The sequence below is a fragment of the Mycobacteriales bacterium genome, from assembly GCA_036497565.1.
In the GTDB taxonomy this organism is placed as follows: Bacteria; Actinomycetota; Actinomycetes; order Mycobacteriales; family QHCD01; genus DASXJE01.
In genome coordinates, this window is record DASXJE010000166.1 from 1 (window position 1) to 18615 (window position 18615).

Annotated in this window: 22 protein-coding genes and 1 pseudogene; 20 read left to right on the forward strand and 3 right to left on the reverse strand. The window is 73.3% G+C overall.

All coding sequences use genetic code 11. The annotated features are described in order from the left end of the window. Positions 1-27 precede the first annotated feature (27 nt). A complete protein-coding gene (locus tag VGH85_14095; protein ID HEY2174936.1) occupies positions 28-714 on the reverse strand; it encodes an LON peptidase substrate-binding domain-containing protein in 687 nt (228 codons plus the stop codon). 55 nt (positions 715-769) lie between these two features. On the opposite strand from VGH85_14095, the gene hisD reads away from it, so the two are divergent. From hisD to VGH85_14145, 10 genes and pseudogenes are all read left to right on the forward strand, one after another. Beyond that, entirely contained in the window at positions 770-2089 is a 1320-nt protein-coding gene (hisD, locus tag VGH85_14100; GenBank protein ID HEY2174937.1) for a histidinol dehydrogenase, read from the forward strand. Then, positions 2086-3180, forward strand: coding sequence for a histidinol-phosphate transaminase (locus tag VGH85_14105; protein ID HEY2174938.1), 1095 nt, complete (start codon positions 2086-2088; stop codon positions 3178-3180). The genes hisD and VGH85_14105 overlap by 4 nt, the downstream gene beginning before the upstream one ends. Next, positions 3177-3773, forward strand: a complete 597-nt coding sequence (gene hisB, locus VGH85_14110; GenBank protein ID HEY2174939.1) for an imidazoleglycerol-phosphate dehydratase HisB — start codon at positions 3177-3179, stop codon at positions 3771-3773. The genes VGH85_14105 and hisB overlap by 4 nt, the downstream gene beginning before the upstream one ends. Beyond that, positions 3774-3941: a hypothetical protein gene (locus tag VGH85_14115; protein HEY2174940.1), complete on the forward strand. Its 168-nt coding sequence runs from the start codon at positions 3774-3776 to the stop codon at positions 3939-3941. Position 3942: 1 nt separating this feature from the next. Beyond that, positions 3943-4533 (forward strand): annotated as a pseudogene (gene hisH, locus VGH85_14120) (imidazole glycerol phosphate synthase subunit HisH). Positions 4534-4651: 118 nt separating this feature from the next. Further along, on the forward strand, positions 4652-5377 hold the full coding sequence (gene priA, locus VGH85_14125) for a bifunctional 1-(5-phosphoribosyl)-5-((5-phosphoribosylamino)methylideneamino)imidazole-4-carboxamide isomerase/phosphoribosylanthranilate isomerase PriA (protein ID HEY2174941.1): 726 nt from the start codon (positions 4652-4654) through the stop codon (positions 5375-5377). Then, on the forward strand, positions 5374-5772 hold the full coding sequence (locus VGH85_14130; protein ID HEY2174942.1) for a RidA family protein: 399 nt from the start codon (positions 5374-5376) through the stop codon (positions 5770-5772). Before priA ends, VGH85_14130 begins: the two co-directional genes overlap by 4 nt. Before the next feature lie 19 nt (positions 5773-5791). Continuing rightward, complete coding sequence (gene hisF, locus VGH85_14135) at positions 5792-6553, forward strand: imidazole glycerol phosphate synthase subunit HisF (protein ID HEY2174943.1); 762 nt, start codon at positions 5792-5794, stop codon at positions 6551-6553. 67 nt (positions 6554-6620) lie between these two features. Beyond that, the gene (locus VGH85_14140; GenBank protein ID HEY2174944.1) at positions 6621-7172 is read left to right on the forward strand and encodes a helix-turn-helix domain-containing protein; all 552 of its coding nucleotides are present in this window, start codon (positions 6621-6623) and stop codon (positions 7170-7172) included. Continuing rightward, the gene (locus VGH85_14145) at positions 7169-7750 is read left to right on the forward strand and encodes an RES family NAD+ phosphorylase (protein HEY2174945.1); all 582 of its coding nucleotides are present in this window, start codon (positions 7169-7171) and stop codon (positions 7748-7750) included. Before VGH85_14140 ends, VGH85_14145 begins: the two co-directional genes overlap by 4 nt. Positions 7751-7916: 166 nt before the next feature. On the opposite strand, the gene VGH85_14150 is transcribed toward VGH85_14145, so the two are convergent. Continuing rightward, a complete protein-coding gene (locus tag VGH85_14150) occupies positions 7917-8555 on the reverse strand; it encodes a TIGR03085 family metal-binding protein (protein ID HEY2174946.1) in 639 nt (212 codons plus the stop codon). Between the two features lie 73 nt (positions 8556-8628). On the opposite strand from VGH85_14150, the gene hisI reads away from it, so the two are divergent. The 8 genes from hisI to trpA all read left to right on the forward strand — a co-directional run bounded on the left by hisI (position 8629) and on the right by trpA (position 16366). Beyond that, positions 8629-9009: a phosphoribosyl-AMP cyclohydrolase gene (gene hisI, locus VGH85_14155; GenBank protein ID HEY2174947.1), complete on the forward strand. Its 381-nt coding sequence runs from the start codon at positions 8629-8631 to the stop codon at positions 9007-9009. Next, complete coding sequence (locus VGH85_14160; GenBank protein ID HEY2174948.1) at positions 9006-10508, forward strand: anthranilate synthase component I; 1503 nt, start codon at positions 9006-9008, stop codon at positions 10506-10508. Before hisI ends, VGH85_14160 begins: the two co-directional genes overlap by 4 nt. Beyond that, a complete protein-coding gene (locus tag VGH85_14165; GenBank protein HEY2174949.1) occupies positions 10505-11185 on the forward strand; it encodes a Trp biosynthesis-associated membrane protein in 681 nt (226 codons plus the stop codon). The genes VGH85_14160 and VGH85_14165 overlap by 4 nt, the downstream gene beginning before the upstream one ends. Positions 11186-11305: 120 nt before the next feature. Beyond that, positions 11306-12004 (forward strand): response regulator transcription factor, encoded by a 699-nt coding sequence (locus tag VGH85_14170; protein ID HEY2174950.1) that lies wholly within the window; start codon positions 11306-11308, stop codon positions 12002-12004. Then, positions 12001-13485 carry a HAMP domain-containing sensor histidine kinase gene (locus VGH85_14175; GenBank protein ID HEY2174951.1) on the forward strand — a complete coding sequence of 495 codons (1485 nt, stop codon included), beginning with the start codon at positions 12001-12003 and terminating at the stop codon, positions 13483-13485. Before VGH85_14170 ends, VGH85_14175 begins: the two co-directional genes overlap by 4 nt. A 1-nt stretch (position 13486) precedes the next feature. Further along, entirely contained in the window at positions 13487-14335 is an 849-nt protein-coding gene (gene trpC / locus VGH85_14180; protein HEY2174952.1) for an indole-3-glycerol phosphate synthase TrpC, read from the forward strand. A gap of 10 nt (positions 14336-14345) precedes the next feature. Continuing rightward, entirely contained in the window at positions 14346-15554 is a 1209-nt protein-coding gene (gene trpB / locus VGH85_14185) for a tryptophan synthase subunit beta (protein ID HEY2174953.1), read from the forward strand. Beyond that, on the forward strand, positions 15530-16366 hold the full coding sequence (trpA, locus tag VGH85_14190; GenBank protein HEY2174954.1) for a tryptophan synthase subunit alpha: 837 nt from the start codon (positions 15530-15532) through the stop codon (positions 16364-16366). Before trpB ends, trpA begins: the two co-directional genes overlap by 25 nt. A gap of 5 nt (positions 16367-16371) precedes the next feature. Here the strand turns inward: trpA and VGH85_14195 are convergent, their stop codons facing one another. Next, positions 16372-16812: an NUDIX hydrolase gene (locus tag VGH85_14195; protein ID HEY2174955.1), complete on the reverse strand. Its 441-nt coding sequence runs from the start codon at positions 16810-16812 to the stop codon at positions 16372-16374. Positions 16813-16886: 74 nt separating this feature from the next. On the opposite strand from VGH85_14195, the gene lgt reads away from it, so the two are divergent. Both lgt and VGH85_14205 read left to right on the forward strand, forming a co-directional pair. Further along, complete coding sequence (gene lgt / locus VGH85_14200; protein ID HEY2174956.1) at positions 16887-17846, forward strand: prolipoprotein diacylglyceryl transferase; 960 nt, start codon at positions 16887-16889, stop codon at positions 17844-17846. Further along, complete coding sequence (locus VGH85_14205) at positions 17830-18573, forward strand: VIT1/CCC1 transporter family protein (GenBank protein ID HEY2174957.1); 744 nt, start codon at positions 17830-17832, stop codon at positions 18571-18573. Before lgt ends, VGH85_14205 begins: the two co-directional genes overlap by 17 nt. Positions 18574-18615: the final 42 nt, after the last annotated feature.

Consider the following 18615-nt stretch of genomic DNA (forward strand, 5'->3'; position numbering starts at 1 on the left):
CCGTCCTTGCCGGCGCAAGCCGATCCGTCAGCCCGGGCGGAGAGCGATCTGCAGGACGGCGGGCGACACCGCGATGGTCCGGGTGTGCCGTAGTAAGGCCACCTCGCGTCGCATCACCTGCCGGACGTGCAACAACCGGATCGCGGCGTCCGCGTCTTCCAGTAGTTGCTGACGATCCTCAGTGGGTAGCGGTACCTCGCTCGCCAGTCGGTAGGACAACAGGATGTCGTCGTCCGGGTAGGGATCACGAGACCCCGCCTCGCCGCCGGTGAGCACGGCGATCAACCGTGAGTACTCGGTGGCCAATGCCTTGGTCGCGTCGGGCAGATTCGGCGGGATGGCCCCGGCGACCTCTTCGAGATAGCTCACTTCCGCCTCGAGGTAGGGCGCCGGCGAGTCCACGATGCGGTGCGCCCGAAACCTGCGGGTGCCACCTGTCAGCACGGCGGAGGTGCCGCCGGGGCCGGGGTGCACCTCGAGCACCCGGGCCAGCGTCCCGATCGGCTCGTAGTCGGCGGCGAGTTCGGGTTCCGCGGACGCACGCTCGGGCGTGATCACGACGACCCCGAAGTGCCCGGGACCGTCGTCCGCGGTGACGTCCGCGAGCAGCGCCCGGTAGCGCGGTTCGAAGATGTGCAACGGAAGGGTGCAGCCGGGCATGAGCACGTGCCCGAGCGGAAAGATCGGGATGACCTCGTGCGCGGCATCGGCCACAGGTCCACGGTAGCCCGCATGGTCGGGCCGTCGGCCCGTAAGCTTCGAGGACGTGATGCGGCGTATCGAACTGTCGGCGCTGTGGACAACCGCGGCACCCCGGCCATCCGTGCTGCGGCGAGTGCTGCCTCGTGCCGAGGTTGATGTCGGGGCGGCGTTGCAAGCTGTGACTCCGCTCGTCGAGGACGTGGCCGCGCGCGGCTACGCCGCCGCGCGTGAGGCGACGATGCGCTTCGACGGCGTCGACGTCGCCGACCCGAGGGTGCCGTCCGCCGCGCTGCAGCGCGCGCTCGACGAGCTCGACCCCGCAGTGCGCGACGCTCTCACGGAATCGATCCGGCGCGCCCGAATCGTTCACGAGGCACAACGCCGGGCGGCAACCGAGGTCGACGTCGTCCCGGGCGGCACGGTCAGCGAACGCTGGATCCCGGTCGCTCGGGTCGGGTTGTACGTCCCGGGCGGGCTGGCGGTGTACCCGTCCAGCGTCGTGATGAACGTCGTACCCGCGCAGGTCGCCGGAGTCCGCTCGCTCGCCGTCTCGTCACCGCCGCAGCGGGAGTACGGCGGCCGCCCGCACCCGGTGATCCTCGCCGCCTGCGCGCTGCTCGGCGTCGACGAGGTCTACGCCGTCGGCGGCGCCCAGGCCGTCGCGATGTTCGCCTACGGCACCGACGAGTGCCGCCGGGTCGACATGGTCACCGGTCCGGGCAACGTCTACGTCGCGGCCGCCAAGCGGCTGCTGCGCGGCGTCGTCGGCATCGACTCCGAGGCCGGTCCGACGGAGATCGCGGTGCTCGCCGACGACGGCGCCGACCCGGCCTACGTCGCCGCCGACCTGATCAGCCAGGCCGAGCACGACACCGTCGCCGCCTCCGTGCTGATCACCGACAGCGAGGCGCTCGCCGCCGCCGTCGACGCCGAGGTGGCCGCGCAGGTCGCGGCGACCAAGCACGTCGAGCGGGTGACCACGGCACTCACCGGGACACAGTCCGGGATCGTCCTGGTCCGCGACCTCGACCAGGGCGTCGACGTCGCCAATGCCTACGCCGCAGAGCATCTCGAGGTGATCACCCGCGACGCCGGCGCGGTCGCCGGGCGGATCGTCAACGCCGGCTGCATTTTCGTCGGGCCGCACTCGCCGGTGTCGCTCGGTGACTACTGCGCCGGGTCCAATCACGTCCTGCCCACCGGCTGCACCGCCCGGCACGCCAGCGGGTTGTCGGTGCAGACGTTCCTCAAGGGCATGCACGTCGTCGACTACGACGAGGCAGCGCTTTCCGGGGTCGCCGGGCACGTCGTCGCCCTGGCGCAGGCGGAGGATCTGCCCGCGCACGCCGCCGCGGTGCAGATCCGCGACCGGCGGAGCGCACGGTGACGTCGCTCGACCAGCTGCCGCTGCGCGACGACCTGCGGGGCCGATCGCCTTATGGCGCGCCACAGGTCGACGTTCCGGTGCGGCTGAACACCAACGAAAACTCCTACCCGCCGCCGGCCGACCTCGTCGCGGCGATCGCCGACGCCGTGGCCGGTGTCGCGGCCGGTCTCAACCGCTACCCCGACCGCGAGGCGGTCGAGCTGCGGGCGGATCTCACGCGCTACCTCGGGCACGATCTGTCCCCGGCCCAGGTGTGGGCGGCCAACGGGTCCAACGAGGTGCTGCAGCAACTGCTGCAGGCCTTCGGCGGCCCGGGGCGCACGGCGCTCGGTTTCACGCCGTCGTACTCGATGCACCCGATCATCTCCGCCGGCACCGGCACGGCCTGGATCGACGTGTCCCGGGCGGGGGACTTCTCGGTGTCGCCGGATTACGCCGCGGCGCAGGTACGCGAGCACCGGCCCGACGTGGTGTTCCTCTGCTCACCCAACAACCCCACCGGCACCGCACTCGGCCTCGACGTGGTCGACGCGGTACTCGCCGAGGCAGCCGGGATGGTCGTGGTCGACGAGGCCTATCACGAGTTCGCCCGCGCCGGTACGCCGAGCGCGTTGACCCTGCTCCCGGGCAATCCGCGGCTCGCGGTGACCCGCACCATGTCGAAGGCGTTCGCCATGGCCGGGCTGCGGGTCGGATACGTCGCCGCCGATCCGGCGGTGATCGACGCCCTGCAGCTGGTGCGGCTGCCCTACCACCTGTCGGCGTTGACGCAGGCGGTGGCGCGGGTGGCCGTCGCCCATGCGCCGGCGCTTCTGTCCACTGTGGAACAGGTGAAGGCCCAGCGGGATTTGCTCGAGTCAGCATTGCGGGAGCGCGGCTTCGACGTCGTCGAGTCCGACGCCAACTTCGTGCTGTTCGGGGGATTCGGCGATTCGGCGGCGATGTGGCAGAGCCTGCTCGACCGCGGCGTACTCATCCGCGACGTCGGCCTGCCGGGCTGGCTCCGGGTGACCGCCGGCACGCCGTCCGAAGTGGACAGTTTCCTTTCGGCGGTCGACGACATCCGGCGGTCACCTAGGATTGCCGGATGAGTCGCACCGCGCAGGTCAAGCGCGACACCGCCGAGACGCGGGTGCTGGTCGAGCTCGACCTCGACGGCACCGGCGTCACCGACGTGGCCACCGGCGTCGGCTTCTACGACCACATGCTCGGCCAGCTCGGCCGGCACGCCGGGTTCGACCTGACCGTGCGCACCGACGGCGACGTCCACATCGACGCGCATCACACCGTCGAGGACACCGCGATCGCGCTCGGGCAGGCGCTCGAGATCGCGCTCGGCGACAAGGCCGGCATCCGGCGGTTCGGCGATTCGCTGGTCCCGTTGGACGAGTGCCTCGTGCAGGTCGCCGTCGACCTGTCCGGCCGGCCCTACCTGGTGCACGACGAGCCAGCGATCATGGAGACCGTCGTCATCGGCGGCGACTTCCCCGGCACGCTCGTGCGGCACATGTGGGAGTCGTTCGCGCAGAACGCCCGGATCGCGCTGCATGTGCGGGTGCTCTCCGGCCGCGACGCCCACCACATCGCCGAGGCGCAGTGCAAGGCCGTGGCCCGGGCGCTGCGCGACGCGGCGGCGCCCGACCCGCGCGTGGTCGGCGTACCCAGCACCAAGGGGACGCTCTAGGTGTCGACGCTGCTGATCGTCGTGGGCGGTTTCCTGCTGGGCGGCGCCTACAGCGTGTGGCAGCAGTCGAAGGGCGAGGGCCGCGCGCGGCGGGGACAGATCGTCGCGGTGGCGCTCGCGGTCTGCGCGGTGCTCGCCGTCGTCGGCGGCATCCTCCGGTTGGTCTGACATGACACGGGTGGTGGTCCTCGACTACGGCTCCGGCAACCTCCGGTCGGCGGAACGCGCGCTGGCCCGGGCCGGTGCCGAGGTGACCGTCACCGCCGACGCCGCCGCCGCGCGCGACGCCGACGGCCTCGTCGTCCCCGGGGTCGGGGCATTCGCCGCCTGCGCCGCCGGACTCGCCTCGGTGGGCGGCGGCGACATCGTCCGGGCCCGGCTCGACGAGGGCCGGCCGGTGCTCGGCATCTGCGTGGGCATGCAGGTGCTCTTCGACACCGGCGACGAGCACGGGGTCCGCACGGCGGGCCTCGGCGCGCTGCCCGGCGTCGTCCGCCGACTGGACGCCGACGTCCTGCCGCACATGGGCTGGAACACCGTCGACGCCCCGCCGGAGAGCCGGCTCTTCGCCGGCATCGCCCCGGGGACGCGGTTCTACTTCGTGCACTCCTACGCCGCGACCGACACCGACGGGATCGTCACCACGGCCCACCACGGCGAGCGGTTCGTCGCCGCCGTCGAGCGCGGGCCGCTCGCGGCCACCCAGTTCCACCCGGAGAAGTCCGGCGACGCCGGCGCCGTACTGCTGGCCAACTGGGTGGGCACCCTCGACCCGGCCGCGGGCCCGCAGCGAGCTCACCGTGCCCGAACAGGGCCGCACCGCGTTGGCTAGCCTGCCAAGGAGTACCCCCGCCCGGTCCGATCCCCGGAGTCCCGCCGTGCCCTTCGCCCTGCTGCCCGCGGTCGACGTCTCCGGCGGCAAGGCGGTGCGCCTGGTCCGCGGCGAGGCCGGTACGGAGACCAATTACGGCGACCCGGTCGACGCGGCCTTGGCCTGGCAGCAGGCCGGGGCCGAGTGGATCCACCTCGTCGACCTCGACGCGGCGTTCGGCCGCGGGTCCAACCGCGACCTGCTGGCCGACGTGGTGCGCCGGGTCGACGTCGCGGTCGAGCTCTCCGGCGGGATCCGCGACGACGAGTCGCTCGCCGCGGCACTGGCGACCGGCTGCGCCCGGGTCAACGTCGGCACCGCCGCTCTCGAGGACCCGTCGTGGTGCAAGCGGGTCATCGGCGAGTTCGCCGACCGGGTCGCGGTGGGCCTCGACGTACGCGGCCACACCCTGGCCGGACGCGGCTGGACCCGCGAGGGCGGCGACCTCTTCGAGGTCCTCGCCCGACTCGACGCCGAGGGCTGTGCCCGTTACGTCGTCACCGACGTGCGCCGAGACGGCACCCTGACCGGGCCCAACGTCGATCTGCTGCGCGAGGTGTGCGCCGCGACGCCGCGCCCGGTCGTGGCCAGCGGCGGTGTGGCGGAGCTGGACGACCTGCGGGCCCTCGCGCAACTCGGACCGATCGGGGTGGAGGGCGCGATCGTCGGCAAGGCGCTCTACGCCGGTGCCTTCACCCTGCCCGAGGCGCTGGCCGCCGTCGGTGCCGGATGAGTGCGATCGCGCGGATCTCGTCGGACAGTCCGTACGAGGACGCGATCGGCTACTCCCGGGCAGTCTGCGCCGGCCCGTGGGTGCTGGTCTCCGGTTGCACGGCCACGGTGGAGGGCCGGGTCCGGCACGCGGGGAATGCCTACCAGCAGGCTCGTACGGCGATCGAGATCGCGCTGTCCGCGCTGCGTCAGGCGGGGCTCGGCGCCGCCGACGTCGTCCGCACCCGCATGTACGTCGTCGACCGGGCCCACGCCGGCGACGTCGGCCGGGCCCATCAGGAGACCTTCGGCGCGATCCGGCCGGCCGCCACGATGGTGGTCGTCGCCGGTCTGATCGACCCGCAGCTGCTCGTCGAGGTCGAGGTGGACGGCTACACCGGGGCAGGCGCGCGGTGAGTCCCGCGGCCCGGGCGCGATGAGCGTCGCCGTACGGGTGATCCCGTGCCTCGACGTGGACGCCGGCCGGGTGACGAAGGGCGTGCGGTTCCTGTCCAACGTCGACGTCGGCGACCCGGTGGAGCTGGCCCGGGCCTACGACCGCGAGGGCGCCGACGAGCTGGTCTTCTACGACATCACCGCGTCCTCCGGCGCGCGGGAGACGACCTTCGACGTCGTACGCCGGACCGCCGAGCAGGTCTTCATCCCGCTGACCGTGGGCGGCGGGGTGCGCACCGTCGACGACGTCGACCGGCTGCTGCGGGCCGGCGCGGACAAGGTCTCGCTCAACACGGCGGCCGTCGCCCGCCCGGAGGTGCTGCACGAAGCCGCGCTGCGGTTCGGGGCGCAATGCGTCGTGCTGTCGGTCGACGCCCGGCGGGCGGACGGGGTGGCCAGCGGCTTCGAGGTCACCACCCACGGCGGCCGGCAGTCCGCCGGCCTCGACCTGCTGGACTGGGTACGCCGGGGGGTCGACCTCGGCGCCGGCGAGATCGTGGTCAACTCCATGGACGCCGACGGCACCCGGGACGGGTTCGACCTCGACATGATCGCCGCGGTCCGGGCGGAGGTCGGCGTCCCGGTGGTGGCGAGCGGCGGCGCCGGGGCGGTCGGCGACTTCTCGCCGGCCGTGCACTCCGGCGCGGACGCGGTGCTCGCGGCGAGCGTCTTCCACTTCGGTGAGATCTCCATCGCGACGGTCAAGTCGGCGCTGCGCGCCGACGGCGTCGAGGTGCGTTGACGCTGGGTGCCGGCTGTTGGGCTGGTTGCGCTGGTCAGGTGACTACCAGCGCTACTAGACTGGGGTCATGACCGCGCTGACCGACCGGCTGCCCGACCTCGCCGGCCTGCTCGACAACCTCGCCGACACCGAACGGCGGGAGCTCGAGGACGCCTTCCTGCGGGTGCTCGCCCTCTCCCAGCGGGCCCGCCCCACTGCGCTGCCGGACCAGGTGCCGGCCGCCGAGCCCGAGCAGGTGGCCGCCGCGCGCGCCCGCAACCTGGCCCGGGCGGCGCAGGTGCGGGCGGATCTGGTCCGCGACTCGCTGTCCACCGCGGAGGTCGCCGCCCGGCTGGGGATCAGCCCCGCGGCGGTGACCAAGCGGCGGGGCAAGGACGACCTCGTCGCCTTCCGGCACCGCGGCGACTGGCGCTACCCGCACTGGCAGTTCACCGGCGACGCCCTCACCGACGGCGTCCTCGACGTCTGGCACGCGCTGCCGGAACGCTCGCTGGTGGGTCGGGTGCGGTGGTTCACCCTGCCGTCCCGGCAGCTCGACGACGAGACCCCGCTCGAGCGGTTAAGCCGCGGGCAGGTCGACGCGGTGATCGAGGCCGCGACGGCCGTCGGCTCTCGGTGACCTTTCCCGGCCGGCCGCGGCTGGTCGACGTACCGGAGCACAACCGGTGGTTGCGGATCTACGACGCCCGCTTCTACGCCGACGGCGCGAAGTTCCGCTACTTCGGACCGCACCGCGCCGGGCGGTTCGACCACCATCCGGCCGGCCCGGCGCGACGGCATCCGCACCACGGCGTGCTCTACGCGACGGAGAGCCTGCGCTGCGCCGTGGCCGAGGCGTTCGGGGACGACCGCTGGGTCGATCCGCTGCCGAGCCACCGGCTCGCCGTCATCGAACTGGACCGCGCGCTGCGGCTGGCCGACACCCGGGGCGACGCGGCGGTCGAACTCGGCCGGCCGGCCGGCGCGCTGCGTAGCCGCGACCGGGCGCTCACCCAGCAGGTCGCCCGGGCGCTCTACGACGCGACGCCCGCCGACGGAATCTCCTATGAGGGCTGGTTCACCGGCGACACCTGCGTCGCGCTGTGGGAGCGGGCGGCGGACGCCGTACGGCTCGTCGACGACCGGTCGCTGACCGACCCGTGGGTCGCCGACGCCGTCGAGGTCGCCGCCGACACCCTGCACTACGCCCGCCCGTAACCTGGGACGGCGCGCGCCGGGGCCGCGCCCCCGTGGACAAAACCCACTAGTAGTGGCTTCTGGTCCACGACACGCCGCCAGAGCTGCCCAAAACCCACTAGTAGTGGGTTTTGTCCACCCGGCCGGCCCTCCTCGGCGGCTGCGCCGGCGGACCGTGCGGTCCCGGTCAGAGGCCGAGGCGGGCACCGGCGAGGGCAGCGACGGAGGCGTCGTCGCCGTCGACGTCGACCCGGGCGACACGTTGGCGGCCGGACGCGTAGAGCGTGAGTTCGCCCGCCGGCCCGGATACGACGACGGTCGGGTTGGCCGACCTGCCCTGTACGACGGTCCCGTCCGGCAGCCGGAACCGCACCCCGACCGGCGCGTGCCGGGTCATCAGCCGGGCACTGGACGCGAACCGTCGCGCGAGCAGCGCCTCCAGCCCCGGATCGAGGTCGCGCGGCTCCCAGGAGGGCTGGCCGCGGCGCACGTCCTCGTGGTGGATGAACATCTCGATCGTGTTGGCCGCCGCCTCCACCGCCGAGCTCACGCCGAACGGCGACCAGCGCGGCGGGCCCTGCCGCAGCGTCTCGACCAGGGCGTCGTAGGACTGCGAGGTGCGCAGCCGGTCCATGGCCCGCGCGGTGACGCCGGCGAGCGGCGGCACCACGATGCCCAGCCCGGCGACGGGGGAGCGTTCGCGTACGACGACGTGCGCGGCGAGGTCCGCGGCGGTCCAGCCGTCGCAGACGGTGGGGGCGTGCGGGCCGACGTCGAGGAGCGAATCGGCCAGCGCCTCGCGTTCCTGGCGGGAGTGGGTGGTCACGCCCGGATCGTAGGCGGGTCCGCGACCGAGGCGGGACGCGGCGCCGGACGGCCGACCCGGCACAATGGGGTCCATGGCCCGTCCCTCGCACCTCGATCCCGACATCGCCCGCCGCCTCAAGCGCGACGAGCACGGACTCTTCCCCGCGGTCGCGCAGCAGCACGACACCGGCGAGGTCCTCATGGTCGGGTGGATGGACGACGAGGCGCTGCACCGCACGCTCACCACCGGCCGGTGCACCTACTGGAGCCGGAGCCGGTCGGAGTACTGGGTGAAGGGGGAGACCTCCGGTCACCAGCAGTGGGTCAAGTCCGTCGCCCTGGACTGTGACGCCGACACGGTGCTGGTCAAGGTCGACCAGATCGGCGCCGCATGCCACACCGGCGACCGCACCTGCTTCGACGTCGACGTCCTGCCGTGCCAGGTCGGCGAGCCGGTGGCCACTTCGCGATGACCGCATCCGCGTCGCCGGCCCGGGACGCCTTCCGCGGCCTCGTCGAGAGTGGCAGCCACCGGGTCATCCCGGTGACCCGCCGGCTGCTGGCCGACAGCGAGACGCCGATCGGCGTCTACCGCAAGCTGGCCGGCGGTCCCGGCACGTTCCTGCTCGAGTCGGCCGAGCACGGCCGCTCCTGGTCGCGCTACTCCTTCGTCGGTGTGCGCTGCCCCGCGGTGCTCACCGAGCGCGACGGCCGCACCGCATGGCTCGGTGAGCCGGTCTTCGCCGACCTGCCCGACGACCCGCTCGAGGCGCTGCGGCTGACCGTCGAACGGCTCCGCTCGCCGCGGCTGCCCGACCTGCCGCCGTTGACCGGCGGGCTCGTCGGTTACGTCGGCTACGACGCGGTCCGGCGACTGGAGCGGTTGCCCGAGCACGCCAAGGACGACCTCGGGCTCCCCGAACTGGCGATGATGCTGTCCACCGACCTCGCCGTGCTCGACCACGACGACGGGTCGATTCTGCTCGTGGCCAACGCGTTCCCCGGCGACTCCGGCGGCTCAGGCGACGTCGACTGGTGTTACGACGACGCGGTCGCCCGGCTCGACGCGATGGGTCGGGCGCTCACCGCGCCGACGCCCGCCGGGGTCGCGGTGCTCGAGCCGACGGAGCCGGACTACACCTCCAACTCACCGGAGGGGATCGGTCCCGCCGTACGCCGGGTCATCGAGGAGATCCGGGCCGGCGAGGCGTTCCAGGTGGTCGTGTCGCAGCGCTTCGAGATGCGTACGGCGGCCGAACCGCTCGACGTCTACCGCGTCCTGCGCACGACCAACCCGAGCCCGTACATGTACCTCGTGCGGCTCCCCGACGGGACCGACGTGGTCGGGTCGTCGCCGGAGGCGCTGGTCACGGTCACCGAGGGTCGGGCGATGCTGCACCCGATCGCCGGCACCCGGTGGCGTGGGGAGACGCCGGAGGCGGACGCGCGGCTCGCCGCCGAACTGATGGCCGACCCCAAGGAACGCGCCGAGCACGTCATGCTGGTCGACCTCGGCCGTAACGACCTCGGCCGGGCGTGCGTGCCGGGCAGCATCGACGTCATCGACTTCATGGGCATCGAGCGCTACAGCCACGTGATGCACATCGTGTCGACCATCGTCGGCGAGGTGGCGCCGGGCCGCAGTGCCTACGACGTGTTCGCGGCCTGCTTCCCGGCCGGCACCCTCTCCGGTGCGCCCAAGCCGCGGGCGATGGCGATCATCGACGAGCTGGAGCCGGTACGCCGCGGCGTCTACGGCGGCACCGTCGGCTACCTCGACTTCGCCGGCGACCTCGACATGGCGATCGCCATCCGCACCGCGGTGATGCGCGACGGGGTGGCTTATGTGCAGGCCGGCGGCGGAATCGTCGCCGACTCCGACCCGGCCGCGGAGGAGCAGGAGTCGCAGAACAAGGCCAAGGCCGTGCTTCGGGCGATCGCGACCGCGCAGAAGTTGCGGCCGCCGTCGTGACCGCAGCGCCGGCCGGTCGCCGGGAACTGATGGCGGCGATCGCCGGGGGAGCGGTCGGTGCCGCGCTCATGCTGGTGCTGGCCGGCCGGCCGTGGGTCACCGTCACGGCGCCCCGCACCCCGCCGCTGCCGCCGCTGGTCCACGTGATCAGCGGCTCCACCGCCGAACCGCTGCTGACGGCGCTGGGCATCGTCGGGCTGGCCGGCGTCGTCGCGCTGCTCGCCACCCGGTCGGTCGGCCGGGTCGTCGTGGGCGTCCTGCTCGCCGCCGCCGGTGTCCTCGCCGCGACCCGTGCGGGGGCGGCACTCGGCGGCATCACCTCCGCCCGGGCCGAGTCGCTGCTCTCCGGCGCCGGGCCGGTCGTCGGCGTACCGGCGCACGCCCGGATAGCGGCCGCCACCCACCAGGGCACGGTGGTCGTCGTGCTGATCGGGGCGCTGCTGCTCGCCGCGGCCGGAGTGCTGATCGTGGTTCGCGGCTCCCGCTGGCCGGCGATGGGCGCGCGCTACGACGCCCCGGTCGAGCACGCGGTCGTCGGCACCGCCGGCGGCGGCCGGACCGGCGGTCCCGAAGACCGCCCCGTCGCCGGCCCCGACGATGACCCGGTCGATGGGGACGTGCCCGACCGGCACCTCTGGGACGCGCTGGACCGGGGGGACGATCCGACCGCCCGCTGACCGGCCGAGCGAATCGCGCTCGAACACTGCCCGAACCTCCCGCTGACCGTGGTCGACCCCGGATGGGTCACGGTGACGCCGTACGGTCGGACCCGAGGAGGCAGCGATGAGGCGCCACCGATGACCGAGGACCACACCGCGAAGGGTCTGGTCCTCGTGGTGGAGGACGAGCAGGCGATCGCCGAGCTCGAACGGATCTACCTCGTCCGCGAGGGGTTCGGCGTCCAGGTGGAGACCGACGGCGAGGCCGCGCTCTCGGCGGTACGCCGGCTGCGCCCGGTGGCCGTGATCCTCGACGTCGCCCTCCCCGGCCTCGACGGGACCGAGGTCTGCCGCCGGATGCGCGCGGACGGCGACTGGACGCCCGTGCTCTTCGTCACCGCCCGCGACGACGAGGTCGACCGGGTGGTCGGACTCGAGCTCGGCGGCGACGACTACGTCACCAAGCCGTTCTCTCCGCGCGAATTGGTCGCCCGGGTGAAGACCGTGCTGCGGCGCGCGCGGGGCGAGCCCGAGGACACGCCACTGCTCACCGTCGGACCGGTGCGCATCGACCCGGCGCGGCGCCGGGCCTGGGTGGTCGAGGACGAGGTGACCCTGACCACCACCGAGTTCGACCTGCTCGCCTTCCTGATGCGCCGGCCGGGTCGGGTCTACAGCCGCGAGCACCTGCTCTCCCAGGTCTGGGGTTACGCCGCCGTGGCCGGCACCCGGACCGTCGACGTGCACGTCGCGCAGCTGCGCGGGAAGCTCGGCGGGGCCAGCCCGATCCGCACCGTCCGTGGCGTGGGCTACGCCGCGGAGCCACCGGGACGATGACCCGCCGCCGGACGCTGGCCTTCCGGGTCGCGTTGGTGACCACGGTGGTCGCCGTGGTGACCGTCGTGGTCGCCGGCCTGGTGTCCTTCAGCCTCGTGCGGTCCGCGGCGCTCGGGCAGGCCCGGCGCAGCCTCGGCGCGCTCGCCACCACCGTCGCGGTCCAACGGGCCCAGACCGGCGAGGTACTCCGGCTGCACCGTCAGGTCCGCTTGCTCTCGGCCGAGAAGATCCGGATCGCCATGATCACCCCGGCCGGGGCCGTCGTCGGTGATCCGCTGGCCCGCGACATCCTCACCTCCGGCGACGTGCAGGGCGTGCTGGCCGGTCACGACCTGTCGGTCACCCGGCGCGAGTCGGGCAGCACGGTGCTCGTCGAGGCACGGCCGACCGGGTCGAGCGGCGTCGTGTTGGTGCAGCGGCAGAACGACGCGGCCGGCCTTGCCGCACCGGTGTTGCGCCGCACCCTGCTCGCGCTGCTGATCGGGCTCGTCGTGGCGGTCATCGCCGGGCTGCTGCTCGCCCGGCGGCTCGCCCGGCCGCTGCAGAAGGCCGCCGGCGCGGCCCACGACCTCGCCGCCGGAGCGCGCGACGTCCGGCTGGTGCCCGAGGGCCCGGCCGAGGTCGCCGAGGTGGCGGAGTCGCTGAACTCGTTGGCCGCCGCCCTGGAACGCAGCGAGGGTCGGCAGCGCGAATTCCTGCTGTCGGTGTCGCACGAGCTCCGGACTCCGCTGACCGCCATCTCCGGTTTCGCCGAATCACTCGCGGACGGGGTCACGACCGGCCCGGACACGGCTCCGGTCGGCGCCACGATGCTGGCCGAGGCGCGTCGGCTCGAGCGGCTGGTCAGCGACCTGCTCGACCTGGCCCGGCTCGGTGCCGACAACTTCCGCATCGACCTCGCCCCGGTCGAGCTCACGGCGCTGGTCCGGCACGCCGGCGCGGTCTGGCAGGCCCGGTGCCGGGCCGAGCGGGTGCGGTTCCGGCTCGAGGTTCCCGACCACGAGGTGGTCACCGTCACCGACCCGACCAGGGTCCGGCAGATCATCGACGGGTTGGCGGAGAACGCGCTGCGGGTCACCCCGCCGGACGCGCCCATCGTGCTCGGCCTCGCCGTGCGCGGCGGCGCGGCCTACCTCGCGCTCCGCGACGGCGGTCCGGGGCTGACCGAGGACGATCTCGCCGTCGCGTTCGAGCGCTCCGTGCTCTACGACCGCTACCGCGGGATCCGCCGGGTCGGCACCGGCGTGGGGTTGGCACTGGTGCACGGCCTGGCGACCCGGCTGGGCGGCTCCGCGCAGGCCGGCCGGGCACCGGAGGGGGGCGCCAGTTTCGTCGTACGGCTGCCGTTACGCCCCGCGCCGGCGGTCGAAATCGGGGAGTTCACCGTGCCGCAGCCACCGGTCCCGCTGGACCGCGCGGCGACCGCTCGTCGGTCGAGCGACAGAGGGGGGGAGGCGGGTTCGATCGGCGGACCTGGCTAGCATGGGACAGCCGTTCAGCCTCCGAGGAAAGACGAGCATCGTGAGCGTTCTCGACGAGATCCTCGTAGGAGTCCGCGAAGACGTCGCCACTCGTGAGGCGGCCCGCCCGCTGGCGGAGTTGAAGCGGCTCGCAGCGGAGCGCCCCGCGCCCCGGGACGCGATGGCGGTCCTGCGCGCGCCCGGCGTCGGCGTCATCGCCGAGGTGAAGCGATCCAGCCCGTCGCGCGGCGCGCTGGCGGCGATCGAGGACCCGGCCGGGCTGGCGTGTGAATACGCCGCCGGTGGCGCCCGGGTCATCAGCGTGCTCACCGAGGAACGCCGGTTCCACGGGTCGCTGGCCGACTTCGACGCCGTACGCCGGTCGGTCAGCGTGCCGTTGCTGCGCAAAGACTTCGTCATCTCCTCCTATCAGGTGCACGAGGCGCGTGCCCACGGCGCCGACCTGGTGCTGCTGATCGTCGCCGCCCTGCCGCAGAACGCCCTGGTCGGCCTGGTCGAGCGGGTCGAGTCCCTGGGAATGACGGCGCTCGTCGAGGTTCATGACGAAGGTGAGGCCGACCGCGCACTGGAGGCCGGCGCGCGGGTCATCGGCGTCAACGCCCGCGACCTGCGCACCCTGGAGGTCGACCGCGGGGTCTTCGAGCGGATCGCCCCCGGCCTGCCGACCCGGATCGTGAAGATCGCCGAGTCCGGGGTACGCGGCCCGCACGACCTGATCGGCTACGCGGCCGCCGGCGCCGACGCGGTCCTGGTCGGCGAGGGGCTGGTCACCAACGCCAGCCCGCGGCAGGCGGTCGCCGACCTGGTGACCGCGGGATCGCACCCCGCCACACCCCGTCCGACCAGATGAGCTCCACCAGATGACCGATCGTGCGACCGTCGTCCCCGACCTGTCGGGACACTTCGGCCCGTACGGCGGCCGGTTCGTCCCCGAGGCGCTGATCGCGGCACTGGACGAGTTGGGCGCGGCGTACGAGGCGGCCCAGGCCGACCCCGAGTTCACCGGCCGGCTCTCGCACCTGCTGCGCACCTACGCCGGCCGGCCGAGCCTGCTCACCGAGGCCCGCCGGTTCGCCGAGCACGCCGGCGGCGGGACCGTCCTGCTCAAGCGGGAGGACCTCAACCACACGGGTGCCCACAAGATCAACAACGTGCTCGGGCAGGCCCTGCTGACCCAGCGCATGGGCAAGCCGCGGGTGATCGCGGAGACCGGCGCCGGTCAGCACGGCGTGGCGACGGCCACCGCCTGCGCGCTGCTCGACCTCGAGTGCGTCGTCTACATGGGCGAGGAGGACACCCGGCGGCAGGCGCTCAACGTCGCCCGCATGGAGCTGCTCGGGGCGACCGTCGTGCCGGTCACCAGCGGTTCGCGGACCCTCAAGGACGCGATGAACGAGGCGTTCCGCGACTGGGTCACCAACGTGGAGACGACCCACTACCTGATCGGGTCGGTGGGCGGACCGCATCCGTTCCCGATGATCGTGCGGGACTTCCAGCGGGTCATCGGCGCCGAGGCGCGTCAGCAGGTGCTCGACCAGGTCGGGCGGCTGCCCGACGCCGTCTGCGCCTGTGTCGGCGGCGGATCCAACGCGATCGGCATCTTCTACGACTTCCTGGGCGACGAGTCGGTCCGGCTGTTCGGCTTCGAGGCCGGCGGCGAAGGAGTGGAGAGCAACCGGCACGCGGCCGCCCTGACCGGGGGATCGCCGGGCGTCCTGCACGGTGCCGCGTCCTACCTGCTGCAGGACGAGGACGGGCAGACGATCGAGAGCCACTCCATCTCGGCCGGCCTGGACTACCCCGGCGTCGGCCCCGAGCACGCCTTCCTGCACGACAGCGGCCGGGTCGACTACCGCCCCGTCACCGACGCGGCGGCGATGGACGCGTTCCGGCTGCTCTGCCGCACCGAGGGGATCATCCCGGCGATCGAGTCGGCGCATGCCCTCGCCGGCGCGCTCGAGGTCGGTCGCGACCTCGGCCCGGAGGGCCTCGTGATCGTCAACCTGTCCGGCCGCGGCGACAAGGACGTCGACACCGCGGCCCGCTGGTTCGGGTTGCTGGACGCGTGAGCGGGCTCGCCGAGGCCTTCGCGCGAGGCCGGGACGAGCACCGCCCGCTGCTCGTCGGCTACCTTCCGGCCGGGTTCCCGTCGGTGGCCGGCGGCATCGAGGCGATGACGACGATGGTCGAGGCCGGCGTCGACATCGTCGAGGTCGGGTTCCCGTACAGCGATCCGGTCATGGACGGCCCGACGATCCAGGCCGCCGCCGATCAGGCGCTACGCGGCGGGGTCCGCACCGGCGACGTACTGCGCACGGTCGAGGCGGTCGCCGCCACCGGAGCACCGACGCTGATCATGACCTACTGGAACCCGGTCGTCCGCCACGGCGTCGACCGGTTCGCCGCCGATCTCGCCGCCGCCGGCGGCGCCGGCCTGATCACCCCGGACCTGATCCCGGAGGAGGCCGACGGCTGGCCCGCGGCCAGCGACGCCCATGGCCTCGACCGGGTCTTCCTCGTCTCGCCCAGTTCGACCGATCTGCGGATCGCGGCCGCCGCCGCGGCCAGCCGCGGGTTCCTCTACGCCACCTCGGTGATGGGCGTGACCGGCGCGCGGGAGCAGACCAGCAGCCGCGCCCCGGATCTCGTCGCCCGGATCCGGGCGGCGACCGACATGCCGGTCGGCGTCGGGTTGGGGGTCAAGAACGGCGAGCAGGCGGCGGAGGTCGGGTCCTTCGCCGATGCCGTGATCGTCGGCTCGGCCTTCGTCCGGTGCCTGCTCGACGCCCCCGACCCGGCCTCGGGGCTCGCGGCGCTGCGCGACCTCACCGCCGATCTCGCCGACGGCGTACGCCGCGCGGCGCGACCGGCCCGCTCCTGACTGGGTCAGCGGGACAGGTCGGCGACCACGCCCGAGCGGCCGGCGGCCGCGTCCTTCATCGCCGCCTTGGCGGTCGTGGTCGCCGGATGCGGGACGTCGGACAGGTCGTACCAGCCGAGCCGGGAGATCCGCCCCATCTCGTTCAGCACCGGCTCGCCGCCCGCCACCCGGCACCCGAAGACGTAGGTGAGCAGGTCGGGCAGCCCTTCCTCGCCCTCGGGCTCGTTACCGCTGAGGTGATAGAGACCGATGAGGTCGACGACCTCGATCTCCAACGCCGTCTCCACCCGCACCTCGCGCACCACCGCCCGAACGGGCAGGTCGTCGGCGCGGATCCCGGAGCCCGGCAGGCCCCAGCGGCGCTGTCCGTAGCCCTGTTGCACGAGCAAGGCGCGCTGTTGTCCGTCGGTGAGCAGTGCGGCCGCCGCCCGCACCACCTGTTTCATGTCGGCGACCATAGCGGGTGCCGGGCGGCAGAGGTAGCGCCTGATGGCGGCCGCCGACGCCGTACGGTGGTCGCGTGAACCTGGCGTACCTCCCGAGCCCGACGCAGAACGCGTGGCAGCTCGGCCCGTTCCCCATCCGGGCCTACGCCGTGTGCATCATCCTCGGTGTCGTCATCGCCATCATGATCGGCGAGCGGCGGTGGGTCGCTCGCGGCGGGCGGCGGGGGACGTTCACCGACATCGCGGTCTGGGCGGTGCCCTTCGGCCTGGTCGGTGCCCGGATCTACCACGTGGTCACCGATCCGGAGCTCTACTTCGGCGCCGGACGCGACCCGATCGACGCGTTCAAGGTCTGGGACGGGGGACTCGGCATCTGGGGCGCCGTCATCTTCGGCGCACTCGGTGCCTGGATCGGGCTGCACCGCCGCGGCATCAAACTGGCGCCGTTCGCCGACGCCGCCGCTCCGGCCCTCGCCGTCGCGCAGGCCGCCGGCCGGTTCGGCAACTGGTTCAACAACGAGCTCTACGGCGCCAGGACCACGAAGCCGTGGGGCCTGACCATCTACAACATCGATCCCGCGACGCACCACGCGGTCACCGTGAACGGAAAGCCGGAGGTGCTCGGCCATTTCCAGCCGACATTCCTCTACGAGTGCCTGTGGGATCTGGGGACTGCGGGACTGGTGGTGTGGGCCGACCGGCGCTTCCAGCTCGGCCGGGGCCGGGCGTTCGCGCTCTACGTGATGACCTACACCGTCGGCCGCGGCTGGATCGAATACCTGCGGGTCGACCCCGCCAACCACATCTTCGGACTGCGACTCAACGACTGGGTCGCGATGCTGTGCTTCCTCGGCGCGCTCGTCTACTTCCTCACCCACCGCGGACCGCGCGAACAGCCCGCCGAGCTGGGCGGCGACCCGGGAGAGGGGCCGGGCCACCCGTCCGACGATGCGCCGGGTGGGACGGCCGAGGACTCCACATCGACCGCAGGTCGGGCCCCCGACGTACCCTCCTCGCGTGTCGACGAGCCATGACCCTGAGCGGCCGGCGGACGGCGAGCCGGTGGATGCGGAGATCCACCACTCCCACCGCGACGTCACCGGCGGCTGGCTGCGGCCGGCGGTATTCGGTGTCATGGACGGACTGGTCTCCAACGTCTCGCTGATCGCCGGGGTCGCCGGCGGCGGCGTCTCGGCGCACACGGTCACCCTCACCGGGCTCGCGGGTCTGGTCGCCGGCGCAGTGTCGATGGCCACGGGCGAATACACCTCCGTGTCGTCGCAGACCGAGCTGACCCGGCAGGAGATTTCGGTCGAGCAGCGCGAGATCCACCGCAGCCCTGACGCCGAGATGCGCGAGCTCGCCGAGCTCTACGAGTCGCGCGGAGTCGAACCCGCCGTCGCCCGCACGGTGGCCGAGCAGCTCTCCGCCAACCCCGACCAGGCCTGGCGGGTACATGCCCGGGAGGAGCTCGGCGTCGACCCCGACGACCTGCCATCGCCGTGGACCGCCGCCGCGTCGTCGTTCTGCGCGTTCACCGTGGGTGCATTCGTCCCGTTGCTGCCCTACCTGCTCGGGGCCTCGTCCTTTCTCATCGCCGCGATCCTGTCCGCGGTGGGGTTGTTCGTGACCGGCGCGGTGACCGCGCGCTTCACCAACCGCAGCTGGATATACAGTGGCACCCGCCAACTTCTGCTCGGCGGATTTGCCGCCGCGGCCACCTATGGGATAGGACGGGCCGTCGGAGCAGGCGTGGGATAACACCCCCCGCCTGCCCTGTACTCTGAATAGACGGTCGGGCCG